General features: G+C 65.5%; 10 protein-coding genes and 3 tRNA genes. 6 read left to right on the top strand and 7 right to left on the bottom strand.

Features of this window, described 5'->3' with window-relative positions; all coding sequences use genetic code 11:
• Positions 1–48: 48 nt before the first annotated feature.
• The 4 genes from PD284_RS18255 to PD284_RS18240 form a co-directional block, all read right to left on the bottom strand.
• The gene (locus PD284_RS18255) at positions 49–4884 is read right to left on the bottom strand and encodes a beta strand repeat-containing protein (RefSeq protein ID WP_274629574.1); all 4836 of its coding nucleotides are present in this window, start codon (positions 4882–4884) and stop codon (positions 49–51) included.
• A 435-nt stretch (positions 4885–5319) separates the two neighbouring features.
• Positions 5320–5395: transfer RNA gene (locus PD284_RS18250), tRNA-Glu, on the bottom strand.
• A gap of 83 nt (positions 5396–5478) precedes the next feature.
• Entirely contained in the window at positions 5479–6672 is a 1194-nt protein-coding gene (locus PD284_RS18245; protein ID WP_274629573.1) for a YcbK family protein, read from the bottom strand.
• Positions 6673–6986: 314 nt separating this feature from the next.
• Entirely contained in the window at positions 6987–8819 is a 1833-nt protein-coding gene (locus PD284_RS18240; protein ID WP_274629572.1) for a PHA/PHB synthase family protein, read from the bottom strand.
• 98 nt (positions 8820–8917) lie between these two features.
• Between PD284_RS18240 and PD284_RS18235 the strand changes: the two genes are divergently transcribed.
• The 5 genes from PD284_RS18235 (at position 8918) to recJ (ending at position 14935) form a co-directional block, all read left to right on the top strand.
• Positions 8918–9307 carry a hypothetical protein gene (locus PD284_RS18235; protein ID WP_274629571.1) on the top strand — a complete coding sequence of 130 codons (390 nt, stop codon included), beginning with the start codon at positions 8918–8920 and terminating at the stop codon, positions 9305–9307.
• A 71-nt stretch (positions 9308–9378) separates the two neighbouring features.
• Positions 9379–10596, top strand: coding sequence for an LL-diaminopimelate aminotransferase (locus PD284_RS18230; RefSeq protein ID WP_274630687.1), 1218 nt, complete (start codon positions 9379–9381; stop codon positions 10594–10596).
• A 58-nt stretch (positions 10597–10654) separates the two neighbouring features.
• A complete protein-coding gene (locus PD284_RS18225) occupies positions 10655–11968 on the top strand; it encodes a homoserine dehydrogenase (RefSeq protein WP_274629570.1) in 1314 nt (437 codons plus the stop codon).
• Positions 11969–12056: 88 nt separating this feature from the next.
• On the top strand, positions 12057–13055 hold the full coding sequence (glpX, locus tag PD284_RS18220; protein ID WP_274629569.1) for a class II fructose-bisphosphatase: 999 nt from the start codon (positions 12057–12059) through the stop codon (positions 13053–13055).
• 65 nt (positions 13056–13120) lie between these two features.
• A complete protein-coding gene (gene recJ / locus PD284_RS18215; protein WP_411956230.1) occupies positions 13121–14935 on the top strand; it encodes a single-stranded-DNA-specific exonuclease RecJ in 1815 nt (604 codons plus the stop codon).
• A 288-nt stretch (positions 14936–15223) separates the two neighbouring features.
• On the opposite strand, the gene PD284_RS18210 is transcribed toward recJ, so the two are convergent.
• Positions 15224–15299 (bottom strand) — tRNA-Val (locus PD284_RS18210).
• Positions 15300–15502: 203 nt separating this feature from the next.
• Between PD284_RS18210 and PD284_RS18205 the strand changes: the two genes are divergently transcribed.
• Positions 15503–15579: transfer RNA gene (locus tag PD284_RS18205), tRNA-Asp, on the top strand.
• Between the two features lie 347 nt (positions 15580–15926).
• On the opposite strand, the gene PD284_RS18200 is transcribed toward PD284_RS18205, so the two are convergent.
• A complete protein-coding gene (locus tag PD284_RS18200; protein WP_274629567.1) occupies positions 15927–16718 on the bottom strand; it encodes a DsbA family protein in 792 nt (263 codons plus the stop codon).
• Between the two features lie 42 nt (positions 16719–16760).
• Positions 16761–18161 carry a M48 family metalloprotease gene (locus tag PD284_RS18195; protein WP_274629566.1) on the bottom strand — a complete coding sequence of 467 codons (1401 nt, stop codon included), beginning with the start codon at positions 18159–18161 and terminating at the stop codon, positions 16761–16763.
• Between the last annotated feature and the right edge of the window lie 129 nt (positions 18162–18290).

The raw sequence follows: 18290 nt of genomic DNA, 5'->3' as shown, positions 1-18290 counted from the left end.
TTTTCAGCCAGACGAAATCGTCCGGCGTCGCACAAATGCGGCTCCGCTCTAGGCGCTTTGTAGCAGGTCGGCGAGGAAGTCGCCTGAGGTTCCGACCCGCTGCGCCTGATCGGCGAAATCGTTGACGGCATCCGCATAGGGTCCTATGTCGGCCCGCACCGCCTCGTAGAGCACGGAGCTCAACAGCGCGATCTTCTTGGCGTCGTCGAGGCTGACGCCGACCGACGGCACGATGCGGTCGGCGGCGACCTGCTCGAAGTAGCTTTCCGCATCGAGGAAGAACTGTTTTGACGCGTCCGGATCGCCGCCGGCGGCCGTGAGGGCGGCCGCGGTGATGATCAGGTCGAAGGCCTTCTCCACCGCCGCCTCGTAGCTCAGGGCCCCGAACGCAAGGTCGAACCACGCCTGTCCGTCCGGGTTGCCGGTGGCGAGGTTGGTGGTGAAGTTCAGATACTTGTTCTCCGCATTGTACGGCGAATAGTACGCGTCGGTCAGGTCGTGCGGGTTGGTCTCCGAGCGGATCAGGTATTCGAAGCCGGCTTCCGACGGTACCGTCTGCATGAAGAGCTGCCAGACCGCCGCCACCAACCCGGTCTCGAAGCGGTCCAGCGTCCAGTCCGGCTGCTCCATGTCGATCAGGCCGGCGAGTGGCGTGTCGGCGGCGTTGTCCGCACCGAAGCGGATGAACTCGATGCCGTCGAGCACATCTGCGCCCTGATCGCCGTCGGACGGATCGATGTCGAGCACGCCGATCCTGCCGTTCGCGAGCTGTACGAAGACATAGCCGTCCGCATCGCCGGGCAGGACGACGCTGTCGTCGCCGTCGCCGCCGAAGATGTCGTCCTCGCCTTCGAGCGGCCGGAACACGTCATTGCCGGAGCCGCCATGCAGGATGTCGTTGTCGGGGGTGCCTGTGAGGGCGTCGTCGGCGCCGGCAATGGTGATGGTGACCGTGCTGGTCGTCCCGTCGGCGGTCGTGATGGTGAAGGTGTCCCTCAGCGTCTCGCCATGCTTCAGGCCGTTGACGGTCGCATTCGCATTGTCGAGCGTGTAGGTCCAGCTGCCGTTGCGGGCCATCTCGACGCTGCCATAGCCGCGCGTCGAGGCGGTGCCGGCCTTGATCGGCTCGAAGCTGCTCCCACCCCCGTCCGGATCGGACGCGCTCGCAACGCCGGTGGCAGCCGGCGCGCCGGGCCCGGCAAGGCCGGCCTCGACGACCTGCCCGGTGAGCGTTCCGCCGACGGCGGCCGGATCGTTCGCGGGCGTCATCACGAAGCTCTGCGTGGCGGCGGTCGTTCCGCCATTGCCGTCGCTGACCTGGTAGGACAGCGTCACCGTGCCGTTGAAATCGACCGGCATGGTGACCGTGTAGGTGCCGTCGCCATTGTCGACCACGACCCCGCCACCCGACGCCGACAGGCCGATCACCGACAGCGGGTCGTTCTCCACATCGCTGAAGCCGGCCAGCAGGTCGGCCGCGTTGACGACATAGGGCACATCCTCGACGCCGGGCTGCAGCACCGCCGTCGGCGAGCCAGCCGGCGCGTCGTTGACCGGGGTGACGTCAACGGTGAGCGTCCTTGGGGTCGGGTCGAGGTCGACGCCGCCATTGGCGGTGCCGCCGTTGTCGCGCACGTGGAAAGTGAAGGAGGCGTAGGCCGTGCCGTTCACATCCGGCGCGGGCAGGAAAGTCAGAAGACCCGCCTCGATTTCGGCCCTCGACACCTCGTCGCCTGCCATCACGGGGTTGCCGTTTAGAAGAAGCGTTCCGGCCGCGGGCAGCGTGGCGATCCTGACCGCCGACAGAGCATTCGCCGGGGTGTCGTTCGGGTCGGAGAAGCCGAAGTCCGCCACCGTGAAGGCATAGGCCACATCCTCGCTCGCCGTTACCGTGCCGCTGGCGCCTTGCGGCGCGTCGTTGACCGCAGTGACGTCGACAGTGAGCGTTCTTGGGTTCGGATCGAGGTCGACGCCGCCATTGGCGGTGCCGCCGTTGTCGCGCACCTGGAAAGTGAATGCGGCGTAGGCCGTGCCGTTGCCATCGGCAGCGGGCGTGAAAATGAGGGCGCCGGCATCGATGTCGGCCTTCGACACGTCCTGTCCCGCCGTCACGGCCAGGCCGTTCAGCGTCAGCGTCCCTGCCGCGGGCAGCGTGGTGATCTTGACCGCCGACAATGCGTTCGCCGGATTGTCATTCGTGTCGGAAAAGCCGAAGTCCGCCGCCGTGAACGCATACGCGACATTCTCGGTGGCCGTCACGGTGCCGCTGGTGCCTTGTGGCGCATCGTTGACCGGGGTGACCGTCAGCGTGAAGGTGTCGGAGACCGAAAGCGTGCCATCGCTGGCAGTGACCTTCAGGTCGATTGCGCCGCCGAAGTTCAGCGGGGGTATGCCGGAAAACACTCTCGTCGCAGCGTTGAAGTCAAGCCAGGCCGGCAGGGCCGATCCATCGGCGAGCGTGGCGCTGTAGGTCAGCGTATCTCCGTCCGGGTCCGAAAAGGTCGCCGTCGGCACGACAAAGTTCCACGCCGCGTCCTCCAGCGTGCTCTGGTCGGCGATGCCGGCTGCGACGACCGGCGTGTCGTTGATGAGGGTTGTTTGGGTCTTGTCTCCATCGGCGAAGCGGAAGATCTCGACGTTGACGATCTGATCAGTGCCGTCCGGCGAGCCGCTTCGGTCGTCGACGACGGTGTAGGTGTCGGTGGCGTCGTTGAAAGTGACGGTGTAGTCGGCCCGATTGCCTGAGAACACTGCAACGTCACTCGAGCCGCTGCCCCCATCGATCGCGTCGTCGCCACCGCCACCCGTGATCGTGTCGTTGCCACCGCCGCCCGTCAGTTGGTTCGCGCCGGCGTCGCCTATGAGGGTGTCGGCGAAGTCGCTTCCGAGGAGATTCTCGATGCCGCTGAGCGTGTCGCCTTGGGCGTCGCCGCCGGCGCCAGTGCCGCTGGAAAGGTTGACGGTGACACCCGCGCCCGAGGCGGAATAGTCTGCGGTATCCGAGCCGGCACCGCCAATGAGAGTGTCCGCTCCGCCGCCACCCATGAGTGTGTCGTCGCCGCCGCCGCCCATCAGAACGTTGTCGCCGGCATCGCCGGTCAGGGTGTCGGCGAAGGCGCTCCCGCTGAGGATCTCGATGCCGCTGAGCGTGTCGCCTTGCGCGTCGCCGCCGCTGCCCGTGCCGGTGGCAAGGTCGACTGTTACACTAGCTGCGGAGGCGGAATAGTCCGCGGTGTCGACGCCGCCTCCACCAATGAGGACATCGGCTCCGCCGCCGCCGGCAAGGGTATCATTGCCAGCGCCGCCGTCGAGGCGGTTTGCCACGGCGCTGCCGGTGAGCACGTCATCGAAGGCGGAACCGTCGACATTCTCGATGTCAATGATCGTGTCGCCCTGGGCCTCTCCGCCCGAGGCGGCCCCGGTGGCAAGGTTGATCGTCACCCCGGCCGTAGAACTGGTATAGACGATGGTATCGACGCCGGCTCCGCCGTTCAGCACGTCGCCGAAGGCGCCGCCTTCGAGCCTGTCATTGCCGGCGCCGCCGTTCAGCGTATCGGCGCCGCCGGTGACGACAATGCCGCCAAAATTGTCGCCGACGAGAAGGTCATCGCCGTTGGCGCCGTTGAGCGTGTCTGCGCCATTGAGGCCGATCAGATCGGTCCCGAGGTTCAGATTGGCGGTCAGGACGTCGTTGAAACCCGAGCCCAGCACCATTTCGAAGCCGGAGAATGTGGTTCCCGCGGCCATGCCGCCGCCACTGCCCGTACCTGTCGTCAGGTTGACGGTGATGCCGGAGCCAACGACTCGGCCGTCGACAAGGTCCCTTCCTGCGCCGCCGATCAGCGTGTCGGCCCCGCCGCTCAGCTGGATGTAGTCGTCGCCCGCGCCGCCGTCGACCACATTGTTTCCGCCGTCGCCGGCGAGTTGGTCGTTGAAGGCGCTGCCGATCAAAGCCTCGAAGCCGGTCATCGTATCGCCGACAGCTTCGCCGTATTCGGCGGAGACGTTCAAAGCCACCCTAACGCCGGCGGCGGCATTGGCGTAGCTCAGCGTGTCGTAGCCGGCCCCGCCGTCCATGTTGTCGGCGCCGAGGCCGCCCTCGATGGTGTCGTTGCCATCGCCACCAGTGAGCGTGTCATCGCCGGCGCCGCCGTTGAGGGTGTCGTCGCCGGCCGAGCCGGTGAGGGTGTCATTTCCGGCCGAGCCGATCAGGCGCTCGATGCCGGTGAGCGTGTCGCCTTGTGCATCGCCGCCGCTGCCGGTGCCGGTAGTCAGGTTGACGGTCACGGCCGAGGCCGAGCCCGAATAGTCCGCCGTGTCGAAACCCAAGCCGCCCTGCAGGGAATCGGCGCCAGCACCGCCTATCAGCACGTCATCGCCGGCGCCGCCAAGCAGGATGTCGTTGCCGCCGCCGCCGTCGAGGATGTCGTTGCCTCCCTGGCCGTTGAATGTGTTGGCGGCAGCGTTGCCAGTAAGTCTGTCGCCGCCCGTGTTGGACCCGATCAGGTTTGCAATGTCGTGCAGATAGTCACCCTCCGCGTCGCCGCCAAAGCCCTGCGACGCGTTGGTGAGCTGCAGATTGATGCCAAGCCTTGGAAGGGTGAGGGCGACCGTTTGCGACAGGTCGATGGTCACGCCGTCGACGGAGGTCGTGTAGTCGGCGGCGTCGATACCGGACGCAGTGATCACGCCTGCTGCATTGAGCAGACCGCCGATGATGACGTCCGCGCCGGCGCCGCCACGGATGACGTCATCCCCGGACCAGCCGATCGCGATGTCGTCACCGCCGAGCGCATCGACGAAGTCGTTGCCGATCGCCTGGGCCGGGCCGTCGATCAGGTTAGGGAGTATCTCGGCGCCGTTACTGCCCGTGAAAGTGGCCATGAAACGTCTCCCCCTGTCCAATGCCGATCGGCTGGAATGCCACGCCGTTTCTTAACGTACGGTTGTAGCGAATTGTACAAATGAACGATTCGGCGCAAGCATGCACGTGGAGCGCGAGCATTATTCTCTGAGCTGTTGCGGCAACGTCGGATGACGCGCAGGTGACTTGCGCGTCACGCTCTCGCGCCCTTTGGCGCGCCTGAGGTCTTTGCAGGCCGCATCCTGTGCCGGGACAGGGAAGGGGAGTGTTCCGGACATCATGACGACGATGTCCGCAGTCACATCGAGGTACGGAAGGTGCTGGTTCGGCGCGCGGAAAGTGGCGAGACGACGTCGGCCGGCGAGAAACGCGCGTACCTGTCATCGAGGGCCGTCTAGGGACCCTTCGATTGACTGATTCGCTGCACGCTCGCAGCGCAAAGTGCCGGAAAAAAATGGCACGCCCAACGGGAATCGAACCCGTGTTTCCGCCGTGAAAGGGCGGCGTCCTAGACCGCTAGACGATGGGCGCGGACAGCGGGCTTATAGTCAGCTTGGTCCCGAAGGGTCAACCCGCCAAGTCATCGATTTTCGTACTTTTTTCAGCGACCTGTTTCAGGCCTTGCCACGGCGGCAGCGCCAGTTCCAGTCGCGCTCCGGCCCGACGTCCACATGAACGGACTCGGTGTGGCAGTATGTGCCGACGCCGCCACGGCCGGGCAGGCTGCGCGCAAAGTTCGCGACCTCCCACTTGCTGACGCCCGGGATCTGGATGTCGGCTGCGGCGCAGTACATGTGCTGCGAATTCTTGGCGCCGCGCACCTGCCGGTTGTAGCTCGCGCTGCGATAGCCGGAGGTGATGACGACCTTGCGGCCGAAGTGGCGCTCCATCTGCTTCAGCGTCCGCACCAGTGCCGGCTTGAGGCAGGCCGTGTCGACGCGGTCGGTCTGCTTGAGCAGCCCGTTGGGAGCCAGTCGCGCGAGGCCCGCAGCCGAGGCGACCCTGATCGGCCCAATGTCGTCCTCCTCGTGCAGGTCGACGTCACTGTCGTCGTCGAGGCCCGACTTGCGCTTGATCTCGAAGAGCTCGGTCTTGCGCACGCCGGGCAGGGCGTCGCTGCCGTAGGAGCCGGTGACGCCCCGCGATATCGCGAGCTGTTCGGACGGTTCCGTGGAGGCGAGTTTGACGAGCGGCGCCGGTTCGGGCTTTTGGGAGGCCGCTTTCGGGGCCTCCGGCTTTACGGAAGCCGCCGTCGTCGCGTTGCTGTCCTGGGTCTCCGGCTTCTGCGTCCTGACGGGAGCTGCGGCCGCCTGATTCGCCGAGAAAAGGGAGGCGAGGAAGCTCCGCTTCTTCGGCGCTGGTTCGGCAGCCGCCGGGTTAGCAGCCGTCATCACCTGTTCGTTGCGCGGCGAGGGCGGCGAGGCAGTAAGGATTTGTTCCTTTGCAGCGGGCTCCTGCCCGGCGGTGGCGGCGGCTGTTGCGTCTGCCTTCACTGCCGTATTCGCATCGGCTGATGATTCGGCCGAAGCGGCCAGGCCGGCCTTGGGAAAAGCCGCGCCGGGCTTCGCCGGGGGAAGATAGGCTACCTTCGCGGGGAGGGCGGAGTTGCCGGCGCCGGCTCGGTGGTCGGCGCTGGAATCGGCCGCGACCGCCGTTGCCTCCGGGGCAACGCCGTTCGCTGTGTCGTCGGTCGTGGCGGCGTCGGAACTCAATGCGGGATTGGAAAGCGCGAAGCTGGCCTGGCCGTCAGGGGAGGTCGAGCAGGAAGCGATGAGCAGCGAGGTCGCCGCAGCGGCAAACGCATGCACCAACCTCTTCGCGGAGCGCGATCGCACTGGACTCAAAATCGCTTCCCCTTCCAACCGCATTGGCGCGCTAGGAGCGGCCCACTTATCCATGGATCGAGGCAAACGCCTCGAAACAAATCGCCCAGATAGACCTATTTCCCCGGAGCAACTGCGTATGCGGGAAATGGGGCGAGAACATGATACCGGTCACGTTTTCGCCGGAATGTGGCGCAGCGTCAACACATACGCTCCGGGCGCACGATGCTTATCGCAGCATGATCCATCCGCATTTCGCGAAGCTTGCGGTTGGATGCAGCATCGAACCTGCCTCGACCCTAGACCCGCACCTTGACGTAGGCGCCGGGCGCGTCGCCGAGCGTCCGCGAGGCTGGTGGCAGCTTGCGGGGCGGCACGCGGGCGCCATCCTTTTCCTCGATCCAGCGCTGCCAGTGGGGCCACCATGAGCCCGGATGCTCGGTAGCCTTGGCGACCCAGTCCTCGAATTCGCCGACCGGCTTGCCGCCGGTCCAGTACTGGTACTTCTTCGACGTCACCGGATTGACGACGCCCGCGATGTGGCCGGAGCCGGCCATCACATACTCGACCTCGCCGCCAAAATAGCGCGACCCGAGGAACACCGAGCGGGCAGGGGCGATGTGGTCTTCCCGCGAGGCGAGATTGTAGACCGGTATCTTGACGTCGCCGAGCGACACGGTCTTGCCGTCGAGCTTCATGCGGCCCTGCGAGAGATTGTTCTCGAGATAGCAGTTGCGCAGGTAGAACGAGTGGTTCGCCGCCGCCATGCGGGTGGAATCGGAGTTCCAGTAGAGCAGGTCGAACGGCATCGGTGCTTTGCCGCGCATGTAGTTGTTGACGACGTAGGGCCAGATCAGGTCGCCGGAGCGCAGCATGTTGAAGGCTGTGGCCATCTTGGTGCCGTCGAGGTAGCCCTTCTGGTTCATCGAGCGCTCGAGCGCGGCAATCTGGTCCTCGTCGACGAACACCTTGAGGTCGCCCGCATGGGTGAAGTCGACCTGGGTGGTGAAGAAGGTGACCGATTTGATGCGGTCCTCGCCTTCCCTGGCGAAGAGGGCCAGACCGGCCGCCAGTAGCGTGCCGCCGACGCAGTAGCCGATCGCATTGACCGCACGCTCGCCGGTCGCCTTCTCGATCGTGTCGAGGCCGAACTGCAGCCCGTCCCGGATATACGCCTCCCAGTCCATGCGCCCGTGTCGCTCGTCGGGGTTCACCCAGGAGATGACGAATACGGTGTGCCCTTGCTCCACCGCCCATCGGATGAAGGATTTTTCCGGGTTGAGGTCGAGGATGTAGAACTTGTTGATCCACGGCGGGCAGATGAGAAGCGGCCGCTTCAGCACCTTGTCGGTGGTGGCGGCATACTGGATGATTTCCGCCAGTTCGCTGCGCGCAATGACCTTGCCGGGCGTCACGGCGATATTCTCGCCGATCCTGAACTGGGAGCTGTCCGCCTGCCTGAGCTTCAGGTCGCCCTTGCCGGCCTCGATGTCCTCGGCCAGCATCCTCATGCCGCGCACCAGGTTTTCGCCGTGCGACGCCACCGTCTCGCGGAAGAGCTCCGGATTGGTGAGGATGAAGTTCGACGGCGAGATCGCGTTGGAGATCTGCTTCACGTAGAAGCCGGCCTTGTGCTTCGTGTGCTCGTCGAGCCCCTCGGCGTGCTCGACCAAGTCGCCGGCCCAGCGGGAGGTGACGAGATAAGCCTGCTTCAGGAAATCGAAGAACGCGTTCTTGCCCCATTCGGGGTCGAGGAAGCGCTTGTCGCCCCGCTCGGGCGCGACCTGGCCCTCGACCTCGTCGCCCGTGCTGACGCGCTGGATCGCCGAACTCCACACGTCCATGTAGCCTGCGAAGAGGCGCGTCTGCGCTTCAAGGGCGCGCGAGGGATCGGCGAGCCAGTATTCGGTCAGCTTGGAGAACGTCTTGACCATGTCGGCCATCGGCTCCGCCACGGTGTCGCGCATCTCGCCGTTCTCGCGCGGGGTCGCCCACGCGGAAGCAGCCTTGCCGGCTTCCTCGATCATCTTGGCGACGTTCAGCGCAAATTTCTCGGGATCCTTGACCAGATACTGGTCAACGGGGGATCTGCCGTCTTCGTTCGCATTGTTCGAATCGGCAGTTCTCGACATGATCGAAACGATCCTCCCATGGACTTTTCTTTTGACATAGTATCATGGCAGCTTTGACACGGTCCAACGGCAATGGTCCGACGTGGAGAAACGAACGTATGAGATATCACCTTGACGGTGCATGGAAATTCTCCGGCCGCGCCGTCATGCGCAATGCAGCGATCTGTGGCATTCTTTTGACCATCGGCGGCTGCGCGTCGAATATCGAAGAGGGTGTGGGCCCCGTCAGCACGGTGCCGTCGATCAGCGGCTCGGCCCCCCAGAACACCGGAACCTACCCGAACCTCAACATCAGGCCGCAGGCGGCCGGACCGCAGCTGACGCCCCAGGAGCAGACTTCGGGGCGCACGGGACTGGTGTCCAGCGCCAGCGCCGCCAAGGCGGGCGTCGGCGCATCGAGCATCACCGAGGAAGAACGGCTGCGGCTTCTGACGTTGGCCAAGGATCGCGGAGATTCCGTCCTGGCCGACATCGAAGGCAAGCAGTGATCCTATCGACCGCGTAGGCGAATGGGTGTATAGCCGCCGCCGTTCCCGCCCACTCCCTGATTGGTATGATGATGGAAGAGTTTCACAAGGTCCGCCGGCTGCCGCCATACGTCTTCGAGCAGGTCAATCGCCTGAAGGCCAGCGCGCGAGCTCGTGGCGCCGACATCATCGATCTGGGCATGGGAAATCCCGATTTGCCGACGCCGACGGCCATCGTCGACAAGCTTTGCGAAGTCGTGCGTGACCCGCGCACCCACCGCTATTCGTCGTCCCGCGGCATTCCCGGCCTGCGCCGCGCGCAGGCCAACTACTATGCGCGCCGCTTCGGCGTGAAGCTCGACCCCGACACGCAGATCGTCGCGACGCTCGGCTCGAAGGAAGGCTTCGCCAACATGGCGCAGGCGATCACGGCACCCGGCGACGTGGTGCTGTGCCCGAACCCGACATATCCTATCCACGCCTTCGGCTTCATCATGTCGGGCGGCGTCATTCGCTCCATGCAGGCCGATCCGGACGACAACTTCATCCCCGCGCTTGAGCGCGGCGTGCGTCATTCCATCCCGAAGCCGCTGGCGCTAATCCTGAACTATCCGTCAAACCCGGCGGCGCTGGTCGCCTCGCTCGACTTCTACAAGGATGTCGTCGCCTTCGCCCGCAAGAACGAGATCATCATCCTATCGGATCTCGCCTATTCGGAGATTTACTTCGACGGCAACCCGCCGCCCTCCGTTCTGCAGGTGCCGGGCGCAATGGAAGTCACCGTCGAGTTCACCTCGATGTCGAAGACCTTCTCCATGCCCGGCTGGCGCATGGGTTTTGCGGTTGGCAACGAGCGGCTGATCTCGGCGCTGACGCGGGTAAAATCCTATCTCGACTACGGCGCATTCACGCCGATCCAGGTGGCCGCCACGGCGGCGCTGAACGGCGACGGCTCGGATATCGCGGAGGTCCGCGACGTCTATCACAAGCGCCGCGACGTGATGGTGGATTCCTTCGAGCGCGCCGGCTGGACCATTCCGGCGCCTGCCGCCTCGATGTTCGCCTGGGCGCCGATCCCGGAGCCGTTCCGCCACCTCGGATCGCTCGAGTTCTCCAAGCTGCTCATCGAGCACGCCGACGTTGCTGTCGCGCCCGGCGTCGGCTTCGGCGAGCATGGGGATGACTTCGTGCGCCTGGCGCTGGTCGAGAACGAGCACCGTATCCGTCAGGCCGCCCGCAACATCAAGAAATTCCTCACCTCGTCCGCCAAGCAGCCGAACAACGTCGTCTCGCTTGCCGCGCGTCGCTGACGCAGGGCGGGCCTCGCGCCCGACCGGACCCCATCGAAATCAATCAGAGGGCTGAAGTATGGCCGAAGCATTGCGCGTCGGGATTGCCGGGCTCGGCACAGTCGGGAGCTCGGTTGCTCGCGTGTTGGCGGAGAAGACGGCCGAGTTGTCGAGGCAGTGCGGTCGAGAGATCGCCGTGACCGCCGTGTCGGCGCGGAGCAGGGGGCGCGACCGCGGCATCGACCTTTCGAGCGCCGTCTGGTTCGACGATCCCGTGGATCTGGCGCGGAGCGCGGACATCGATGTCTTCGTGGAACTGATCGGCGGCGACAACGGTGCGGCGCATGAGGCGGTCAAGGCGGCTCTCGAGGCCGGCCGGCATGTCGTGACGGCCAACAAGGCGCTGCTTGCCAAGCATGGCGTGGCGCTGGCTGAGATCGCAGAGAAGCACGGCGTCCTGCTCAACTACGAGGCGGCGGTGGCTGGCGGCATCCCGGTCATCAAGACGATGCGCGAGGCGATGGCCGGCAACACGGTCACACGCGTTTTCGGCATCCTCAACGGCACCTGCAACTACATCCTGACCCGCATGGAGGCGGAAGGCCTGTCCTTCGACGCCTGCCTGAAGGACGCGCAGCGTCTTGGCTATGCCGAGGCCGACCCGACCTTCGACATCGAGGGTCACGACACCGCGCACAAGCTGTCGATCCTCACCAGCCTTGCCTTCGGATGCCGGATTTCGGCCGGCGACATCTACCTGGAGGGTATCTCCAACATCACCCAGGCCGACATCCGCGCCGCGGCTGAACTCGGCTACCGCATCAAGCTGCTGGGCGTTGCCCAGCGCACCGAAAGCGGCATCGAGCAGCGTGTGCACCCGACCATGGTGCCGACCGCCTCGGTGATCGCGCAGGTGCATGGCGTGACCAACGCGGTCGCCATCGAGACTGATATTCTCGGCGAGTTGCTGCTCTCCGGGCCAGGGGCGGGCGGCAACGCCACGGCCTCGGCTGTGGTCGGTGACATCGCCGACATAGCCAAGAGCCGTCCGGGCTTCCAGCACGGCCCTGTCTTCGGCCTCCCTGCAAAGGAACTACGCCCCTACAAGAAGGCGCAGATGCGCAGCCATGCGGGCGGCTACTTCATTCGCCTGACCGTATATGACCGCCTGGGGGTCTTCGCGGCGATCGCCAAGCGGATGGCGGACAACGAGATTTCCCTGGAATCCATCGTCCAGCACGGCGTTGGGCCTGACGGCGAGGATCGCAAAACGGTGATCCTCGTGACCCACGAGACCACCGAGGCGGCGGTCCGCAGGGCGGTGGAAGGCATCACCAAGGACGGTCACCTGACCGACAAGCCGCAGGTGATCCGGATCGAACGCGCCGGATAGCGGCGCGTCGCCAGACCGCACCGACGGTCGCATGGCCGTCATGCGATCCTGAGAAATACATGTGGCGGCGGAAACAACGAGGAACGGAATGGACAGCCAGATCAGCGCGAATGCGAGCACGCCCCTTGATGGGCTGGACCGGATACTGACGATTGAACTGGTGCGCGTCACCGAACGCGCGGCGGTGGCTGCAGCGCGGCTGCGCGGCCGTGGCGACGAGAAGGCCGCTGACCAAGCCGCTGTCGACGGCATGCGCTCCGAGCTCAACCGACTGCCGATCCGCGGCACTGTCGTCATCGGAGAAGGAGAGCGCGACGAGGCGCCCATGCTCTACATCGGCGAGGAGGTGGGCGTCGGCGACGGTCCGGAAGTCGACATCGCGCTGGATCCGCTGGAAGGCACCACCATCTGCGCGAAGAACCTGCCGAATGCGCTGGCGGTGGTTGCGATCGCCGAAAAGGGCAGCCTGCTCAACGCGCCCGACGTCTATATGGACAAGATCGCCATCGGCCCCGGCTACGCCCCCGATGTCGTCGACCTCGATGCGCCGCCGGCGGAGAACATCGCCCGTCTCGCCAAGGCCAAGGGCGTGTCGGTGTCCGAGATCACGGCCTGCATCCTGGATCGGCCGCGCCACGCAAAGCTGATCGAGGCGGTGCGTGCGACCGGCGCCGCCATCCGTCTGATCGGCGACGGCGATGTCGCCGGCGTCATCCATACGACCGATCCCGACGAGACCGGCATCGACATCTATATCGGTTCGGGCGGTGCGCCCGAGGGCGTCCTGGCGGCAGCCGCGCTGCGCTGCATCGGCGGCCAGATCCAGGGCCGGCTGATCCTCGATACGCCGGAGAAGGTCGCACGGGCGGCCAAGATGGGCATTGCCGATCCAAAGAAGGTCTACCGCGCCGAGGAGATGGCGCGCGGCGACGTTCTGTTCGCTGCAACCGGCGTCACCGACGGAAACATGCTGGCCGGCGTCAAGTTCGGCAAGGATTCGATCCGCACCCACACCATCGTGCTGCGCTCGTCGACCAAGACGGTGCGGGAGATCAAGGCGCGGCATCAGGATCTCGACAAATTCTGATGATTACCGCCACGTCAGGCGGCCCGAGGCAGCTTTCGCTTTGAAAAAGCGCACCGACCGCGCCTATGTTCAGCCGTTGTCGGACGGGTGAAGCGGTGGCGGACGAAAAGCGTTTCTTTCTGGGCGTGCGGAAGTCTGCGACCGGGCTTGCCTGGGAGCACCGGCTGAACGAGCGGCAGGACATGGCCGCTCTCGCCATCGCGCAGGATCATGGGGTCCCGGACATCGTGGCACGCGTCCTCGCGGGCAGGGGCGTCACGACAGCGGAGACCGTCCGCTTCCTCGATCCGACGATTCGCGACCTCCTGCCCAATCCCGTGTCGCTGACCGACATGGAGGCCGCGGCCGAACGCCTCGCCGACGCCGTCGTCCGCAACGAGAAGGTCGCGATATTCGGCGACTATGACGTCGACGGCGCGGCTTCCTCGGCGCTGCTCAGCCGCTTTTTGGTCCACTACGGCGTCTCCTCCGAAATCTACATCCCCGATCGCATCTTCGAAGGCTACGGCCCCAATCCGGACGCGATGCGCGAGCTGGTGGGACGCGGCGCGACGCTGATCGTGACCGTCGACTGCGGCACCAACAGTGCGCCGTCCATTGCTGCGGCGCGCGAGGCCGGCGCCGACGTCGTGGTGCTCGACCATCACCAGGTCGGCGGCGCGTTGCCGGAAGCTATCCCGGTCGTCAATCCGAATCGCGAGGACGATCTTTCGGGGCAGGGGCACATGTGCGCCGCCGGTGTGGTGTTTCTTGCGCTGGTCCAGACCGCGAAGGTCCTGCGCGCGCGGCTGCCGGCCACGCCTGGGCCCGATCTCCTCGGCTACCTTGACCTTGTCGCGCTGGCGACCGTCTGCGACGTGGTGGCGCTGACAGGCATCAACCGCGCCTTCGTGGCGAAGGGATTGCTGGCCATTCGCCAGTTGCAGAACAAGGGGCTCGCCGCACTCTCGGGCGTGGCGCGCATCGGCGAGCCGATGAACACCTTCCACCTCTCGTTCCTGCTCGGTCCGCGCATCAACGCTGGAGGACGCATCGGGGACGCCGCGCTCGGCAGCCGGCTGCTCGCCAGTGAGGATCCGGTGGAGGTGCAGCGGATCGCCGAAACCCTCGACCGGCTGAACCAGGAACGGCAGGCGATGGAGCAGACCATGCTGGCCGAAGCGCGCGCCGAGGCCGACGCGGAACTGATCGGGGGAGGCGGCCCCGGCATTCTGGTGACCGCGCGGGACAATTGGCACCCGGGCATTGTCGGCCTGCTCGCCTCCCGCCTCAAGGATCATGCGCGGCGGCCGGCTTTTGCGATCGCCTTCAACCCGAGTGGCGTCGGCGCTGGTTCGGGGCGCTCGATCCCCGGCTTCGATCTCGGCCATCTGGTGCGCGACGCGGTGACGGAAGGCCTGCTCGTGAAGGGCGGCGGCCACGCGATGGCGGCCGGTATCACGGTTGAGCGCGCGAAGCTTGGCGCGCTGCGCGCCTTCTTCGAGGACCGCGCCCAGGCAGCGGTGGCGAAGCTGCGCGACGAGGAGACGCTGAAGATAGACGCTGCGGTGGCCGCCGAGGGCGCGACAGAATCGCTGCTCGATTCGCTGGAGGCCGCGGGGCCTTACGGCGCGGGCCATCCGGCGCCGGCCTTTGCCGTGCCGCGGCACCGAATCGTCGATGCGCGCCTCGTCGGCGCCAACCACATAAGGGTCGAACTGCGCTCCGACGGCGGCGGCCGCCTGCAGGCAATGGCCTTCCGCGCGGCCGACACCGACCTTGGCGACTTCCTCGTCAGGAACAGGGGCTCTACCGTGCATCTCGCAGGCACCTTGTCCTCGAACTACTGGAACGGGGTGCGGCGGGTGCAATTCCGCGTGCTCGACGCGGCGAGGGCCTGACGCGGCGCGTTCCGGCATGCAGACATCAAGCGGCATGTCCGCGATGCTATGCGACCGTGCGCTGGCAGACAGACCTTGCAGGTTATCGACAACCTGTTCGGCACGAGGTTGTCACCCATGTCATCGGTACAGACTGCTGCCCATGGCTCTGGGGCGGAAGCAGTTTCTGATAGAGGTCTCGGGAGAGATGTCGAACCCACAGGGTTCGCAGGGCGGCCTCGGCCGGCCGATCAGGCCATCCCATCGGGGGCGTGAGCGAAGCGAACTGCCGTGAGATTCGAAGAAAAATGGTGGGCGATGACGGACTCGAACCGCCGACATCTTCGGTGTAAACGAAGCGCTCTACCAACTGAGCTAATCGCCCGGACCGGCGGATCGTTTAGGCTGTAAGGCCGACATGCGCAAGCTGAAATCGCCAGTTGCCGGATAGGAACACCGACGGTTTTCTCGACCTTCCGTTGCGGAAATCGAGATGTTCTGCACAAAGGCGTTTGGTGCGCTTGACACTCCCCAACGAACTTCGTAATTGACCGCCACGACGCCGCTGACGAAGCAAGCGTCGGGTGCGCGGGTGTAGCTCAGTCGGTTAGAGTGCCGGCCTGTCACGCCGGAGGTCGCGGGTTCGAGCCCCGTCACTCGCGCCATTTTTTTCCAGGGCGACATGCCCGGAATTGATCCTCCTTCCGATCTTCGAACGTATGCCGCCCCTCAGGGCGATGCTTTCTGAGAGACGGTCCTCCGCCGTCGAGACGGATCTCGGCGACAGGCGATCTTCGTAGGATCGCGTTTGCCAGGGGCCGCGCACGAGCCGCTGCCGCGGCGCCGGGACGCCTTCGGCAGGATCGGGACCGCTGGCGTAGAGCGTTTCGCAGCCAGAGGGAATCGTCCGGCATCGTACAAATTCTGATCACGAACAGATAGAGCGGCGGACGTGCGTTCGTTAGAGTGCCCGCCGCTCCCGCAGGAACGCGATTAGCAGAAGCTGTCTGCCTCAGTCCCGGGCGGCGGCGATCCTCTCGCTCAGGACGTCCCTGCCGAGTGCGCCGAACACCACCTCGTTGCCGACTACGTAGGACGGCGTGCCGGTGATGGCGAGCTTGCTGGCGAGGTCGTAGGTTCGCGAGAAGTTTTCCACGATCTCGGGATTCTCCAGTTCCGCCCGCAGCCTGGCTTCGTCGGCTCCCAGCGAAAGCGCGAGCTTCATGGCCGATTCTTCACCGGCGCGACCCTCGTGGCCGAGGAGCTTTTGGTGGAACTCCTCATACTTCTCCGGCATCAGGCGCTGGAATGCGCTGGCGACCATATGGGCCTTCTGGGAGTCGGGACCGAGAATCGGAAACTCCTTCAGCACGAATCGCAGCTCGGGGTCGGCGTCGGTCAGCGCCTTCATGTCGTCCAGCGCGCGTTTGCAGAAGCCGCAATTGTAGTCATAGAACTCGACGATGGTGATCGTGCCGTTCGGGTTGCCGACGACGGCGTCGTGCTTGGAGTTGAAGATCTCGTCCTTGTTCGCCCGAATCGTCTCGATCTGGGCGATCCGCTGCTGCTCTGTGCGCTTGGCGTCCAACGCCGCCTGCATCTCGTCGAGGATCTCCGGGTTGGCGACCAGATAGTCACGGACGATCTTCTCGACCTCGCCCTTGTCCACGGGGGCTGGCGTCGCCACGGTCTGCGGCGCCTCCACGGCCCTGGCCGGCTGGACGTTGCCCGCCGTGTAGCCGAATGCAAGCATGCCGAACGCGACGGCGATGCCCGTCGCGCCGAGCAGGATGGATTTGTTCATTGCTTCGATCCCTTGAGATGGGCTGCGGCGACTTGCGGCGCGTCAGCCCTTCTTCTTCTTGCCTGTCTGGTGATTGATGATGTCCTGCGCCCGCACCCAGCCCGGGGAACCGCGCTTGAATTTCTGCTGCGCCCTGGCGGCCAAAACCTTCGCCTCGCTGTAGTTGCCGGCGTAGTAATAGCCGTCGGCAGTTGCAAGCTCGGCCTCGGCGATGTCGCCCTTCTGCCCGTAGGCCTGCGCCAGATAGCGGTAGGCGGCGGAATTCTCGGGATCCCGGTCCAGCCCCTTGCGCAGCTGCGTCACCGCCTTGTCGACGGCATCCGGCGTGCCGACCGCCAGCAGGGCTTGGCCGTATCCGATCATCAGCATGCCCGATTTTTCGGGATCGAGACTGACGGCGGTCGCATAGGCCTTCGCAGCTTCTGCCGGCCGGTTAGCCTTCATCAGTACGTCGCCGCGCAGCTCGTGGAAATAGGGGTTCTTGGGCTGTTCCGCGAGCAGTGCGTCCGTCTTGGAGAGCGCCGAGCGCGGGTTGCCGTAGACGAAGGTCGCCTGTGCGTCACCATACTGGGCGGCAAGCGACGTGCGCTCCTTTCGGAATAGCCGTTGCGCCGCCGACTGCCCCTGCGTGTAGACGGCGATCTTGGCGCGCATCATGTCATGGCGCTGCTGCAGGCCAGGTGCATCGACCTTGTCGAAGTAGGGGCTTTTCTGCGCCAGCGCCTCCAGGTTGGCGATACGGTCGCGCGGGGTGGGGTGACTGATCCGGTACGGGTCGACCTGCGCGCCGGAAAGGGCGAGCGCCGACTGGAACCGCTCGAACGTCTTCAGCATGCCGACGGGAGACTGTCCGGTGCGCTCGAGGTAGGTGAGGGCCGAGCGGTCGGCCGTAGCCTCCTCCGTCCGCTGGTAGCTCATCAGGCCGCGGCGCGCGAACTCGCCACCACCCATGGCGATGCCGGCGCCCGCCTGGGCGAGGGCTGGGCTCTTCGCGCCCGCACCCGCCAGGGACGCGCCGACGCCGAGCAGCCCGGCGACGATGGCCATGGTCTGGGCGCGCGCCAGCTGATCGCGCAGCCGCTCCTGGTGGCCGCCGGCGATGTGGCCGGCCTCATGGGCGAGTACGCCGATGATCTCGTTGGGCGTCTCGGCAGCCATCAGCGCGCCGGTATTGATGAAAATGCGCCGGCCGGCGACGAAGGCGTTGAAGCTCGATTCGTTGACCAGCACGATCTCGATGCCGGAATTGGCGAGGCCGGCGGCCTTGAGAATGGGGCGCGCATATTCGCGCACCAGTGCCTCGATCTCTGCATCCCGCACGATCGGCACGCTGCGCTGCTGGGCGAAGGAAGGCTGGATGGAGAACGCGAAAAGGGATGCGGCCACCGTCGCGCTGACGGCTAGGCGCGTCCAGGAGGCCAAGGATTTCGTCAGCTTCGCCATTTGAGCGCCCACTGGTAAACGAGCTGCATGGAAGTGAAAAGGGAAGAGCAGCCGATTCATCAACTTGTGATCCCCATATCAATCGGGCATTTGTGCGGCGCAAGGCGGACGCTCGGGATCCGCCCGGAG

This window comes from Mesorhizobium shangrilense (assembly GCF_028826155.1).
GTDB classification, from domain to species: domain Bacteria; phylum Pseudomonadota; class Alphaproteobacteria; order Rhizobiales; family Rhizobiaceae; genus Arvimicrobium; species Arvimicrobium flavum.
The sequence above is the reverse complement of the archived record's forward strand: the minus strand, read 5'-3'. Positions and strand labels throughout refer to the sequence as shown.

Bases quoted from the DNA above. Each gene is read 5' to 3' on its own strand.
- PD284_RS18195 (WP_274629566.1), bottom strand. From the start codon at position 18,161: ATGGCGAAGCTGACGAAATCCTTGGCCTCCTGGACGCGCCTAGCCGTC.
- PD284_RS18240 (WP_274629572.1), bottom strand. From the start codon at position 8,819: ATGTCGAGAACTGCCGATTCGAACAATGCGAACGAAGACGGCAGATCC.
- PD284_RS18235 (WP_274629571.1), top strand. From the start codon at position 8,918: ATGAGATATCACCTTGACGGTGCATGGAAATTCTCCGGCCGCGCCGTC.
- PD284_RS18225 (WP_274629570.1), top strand. From the start codon at position 10,655: ATGGCCGAAGCATTGCGCGTCGGGATTGCCGGGCTCGGCACAGTCGGG.
- PD284_RS18200 (WP_274629567.1), bottom strand. From the start codon at position 16,718: ATGAACAAATCCATCCTGCTCGGCGCGACGGGCATCGCCGTCGCGTTC.
- PD284_RS18255 (WP_274629574.1), bottom strand. From the start codon at position 4,884: ATGGCCACTTTCACGGGCAGTAACGGCGCCGAGATACTCCCTAACCTG.
- recJ (WP_411956230.1), top strand. From the start codon at position 13,121: ATGTTCAGCCGTTGTCGGACGGGTGAAGCGGTGGCGGACGAAAAGCGT.
- glpX (WP_274629569.1), top strand. From the start codon at position 12,057: ATGGACAGCCAGATCAGCGCGAATGCGAGCACGCCCCTTGATGGGCTG.
- PD284_RS18230 (WP_274630687.1), top strand. From the start codon at position 9,379: ATGGAAGAGTTTCACAAGGTCCGCCGGCTGCCGCCATACGTCTTCGAG.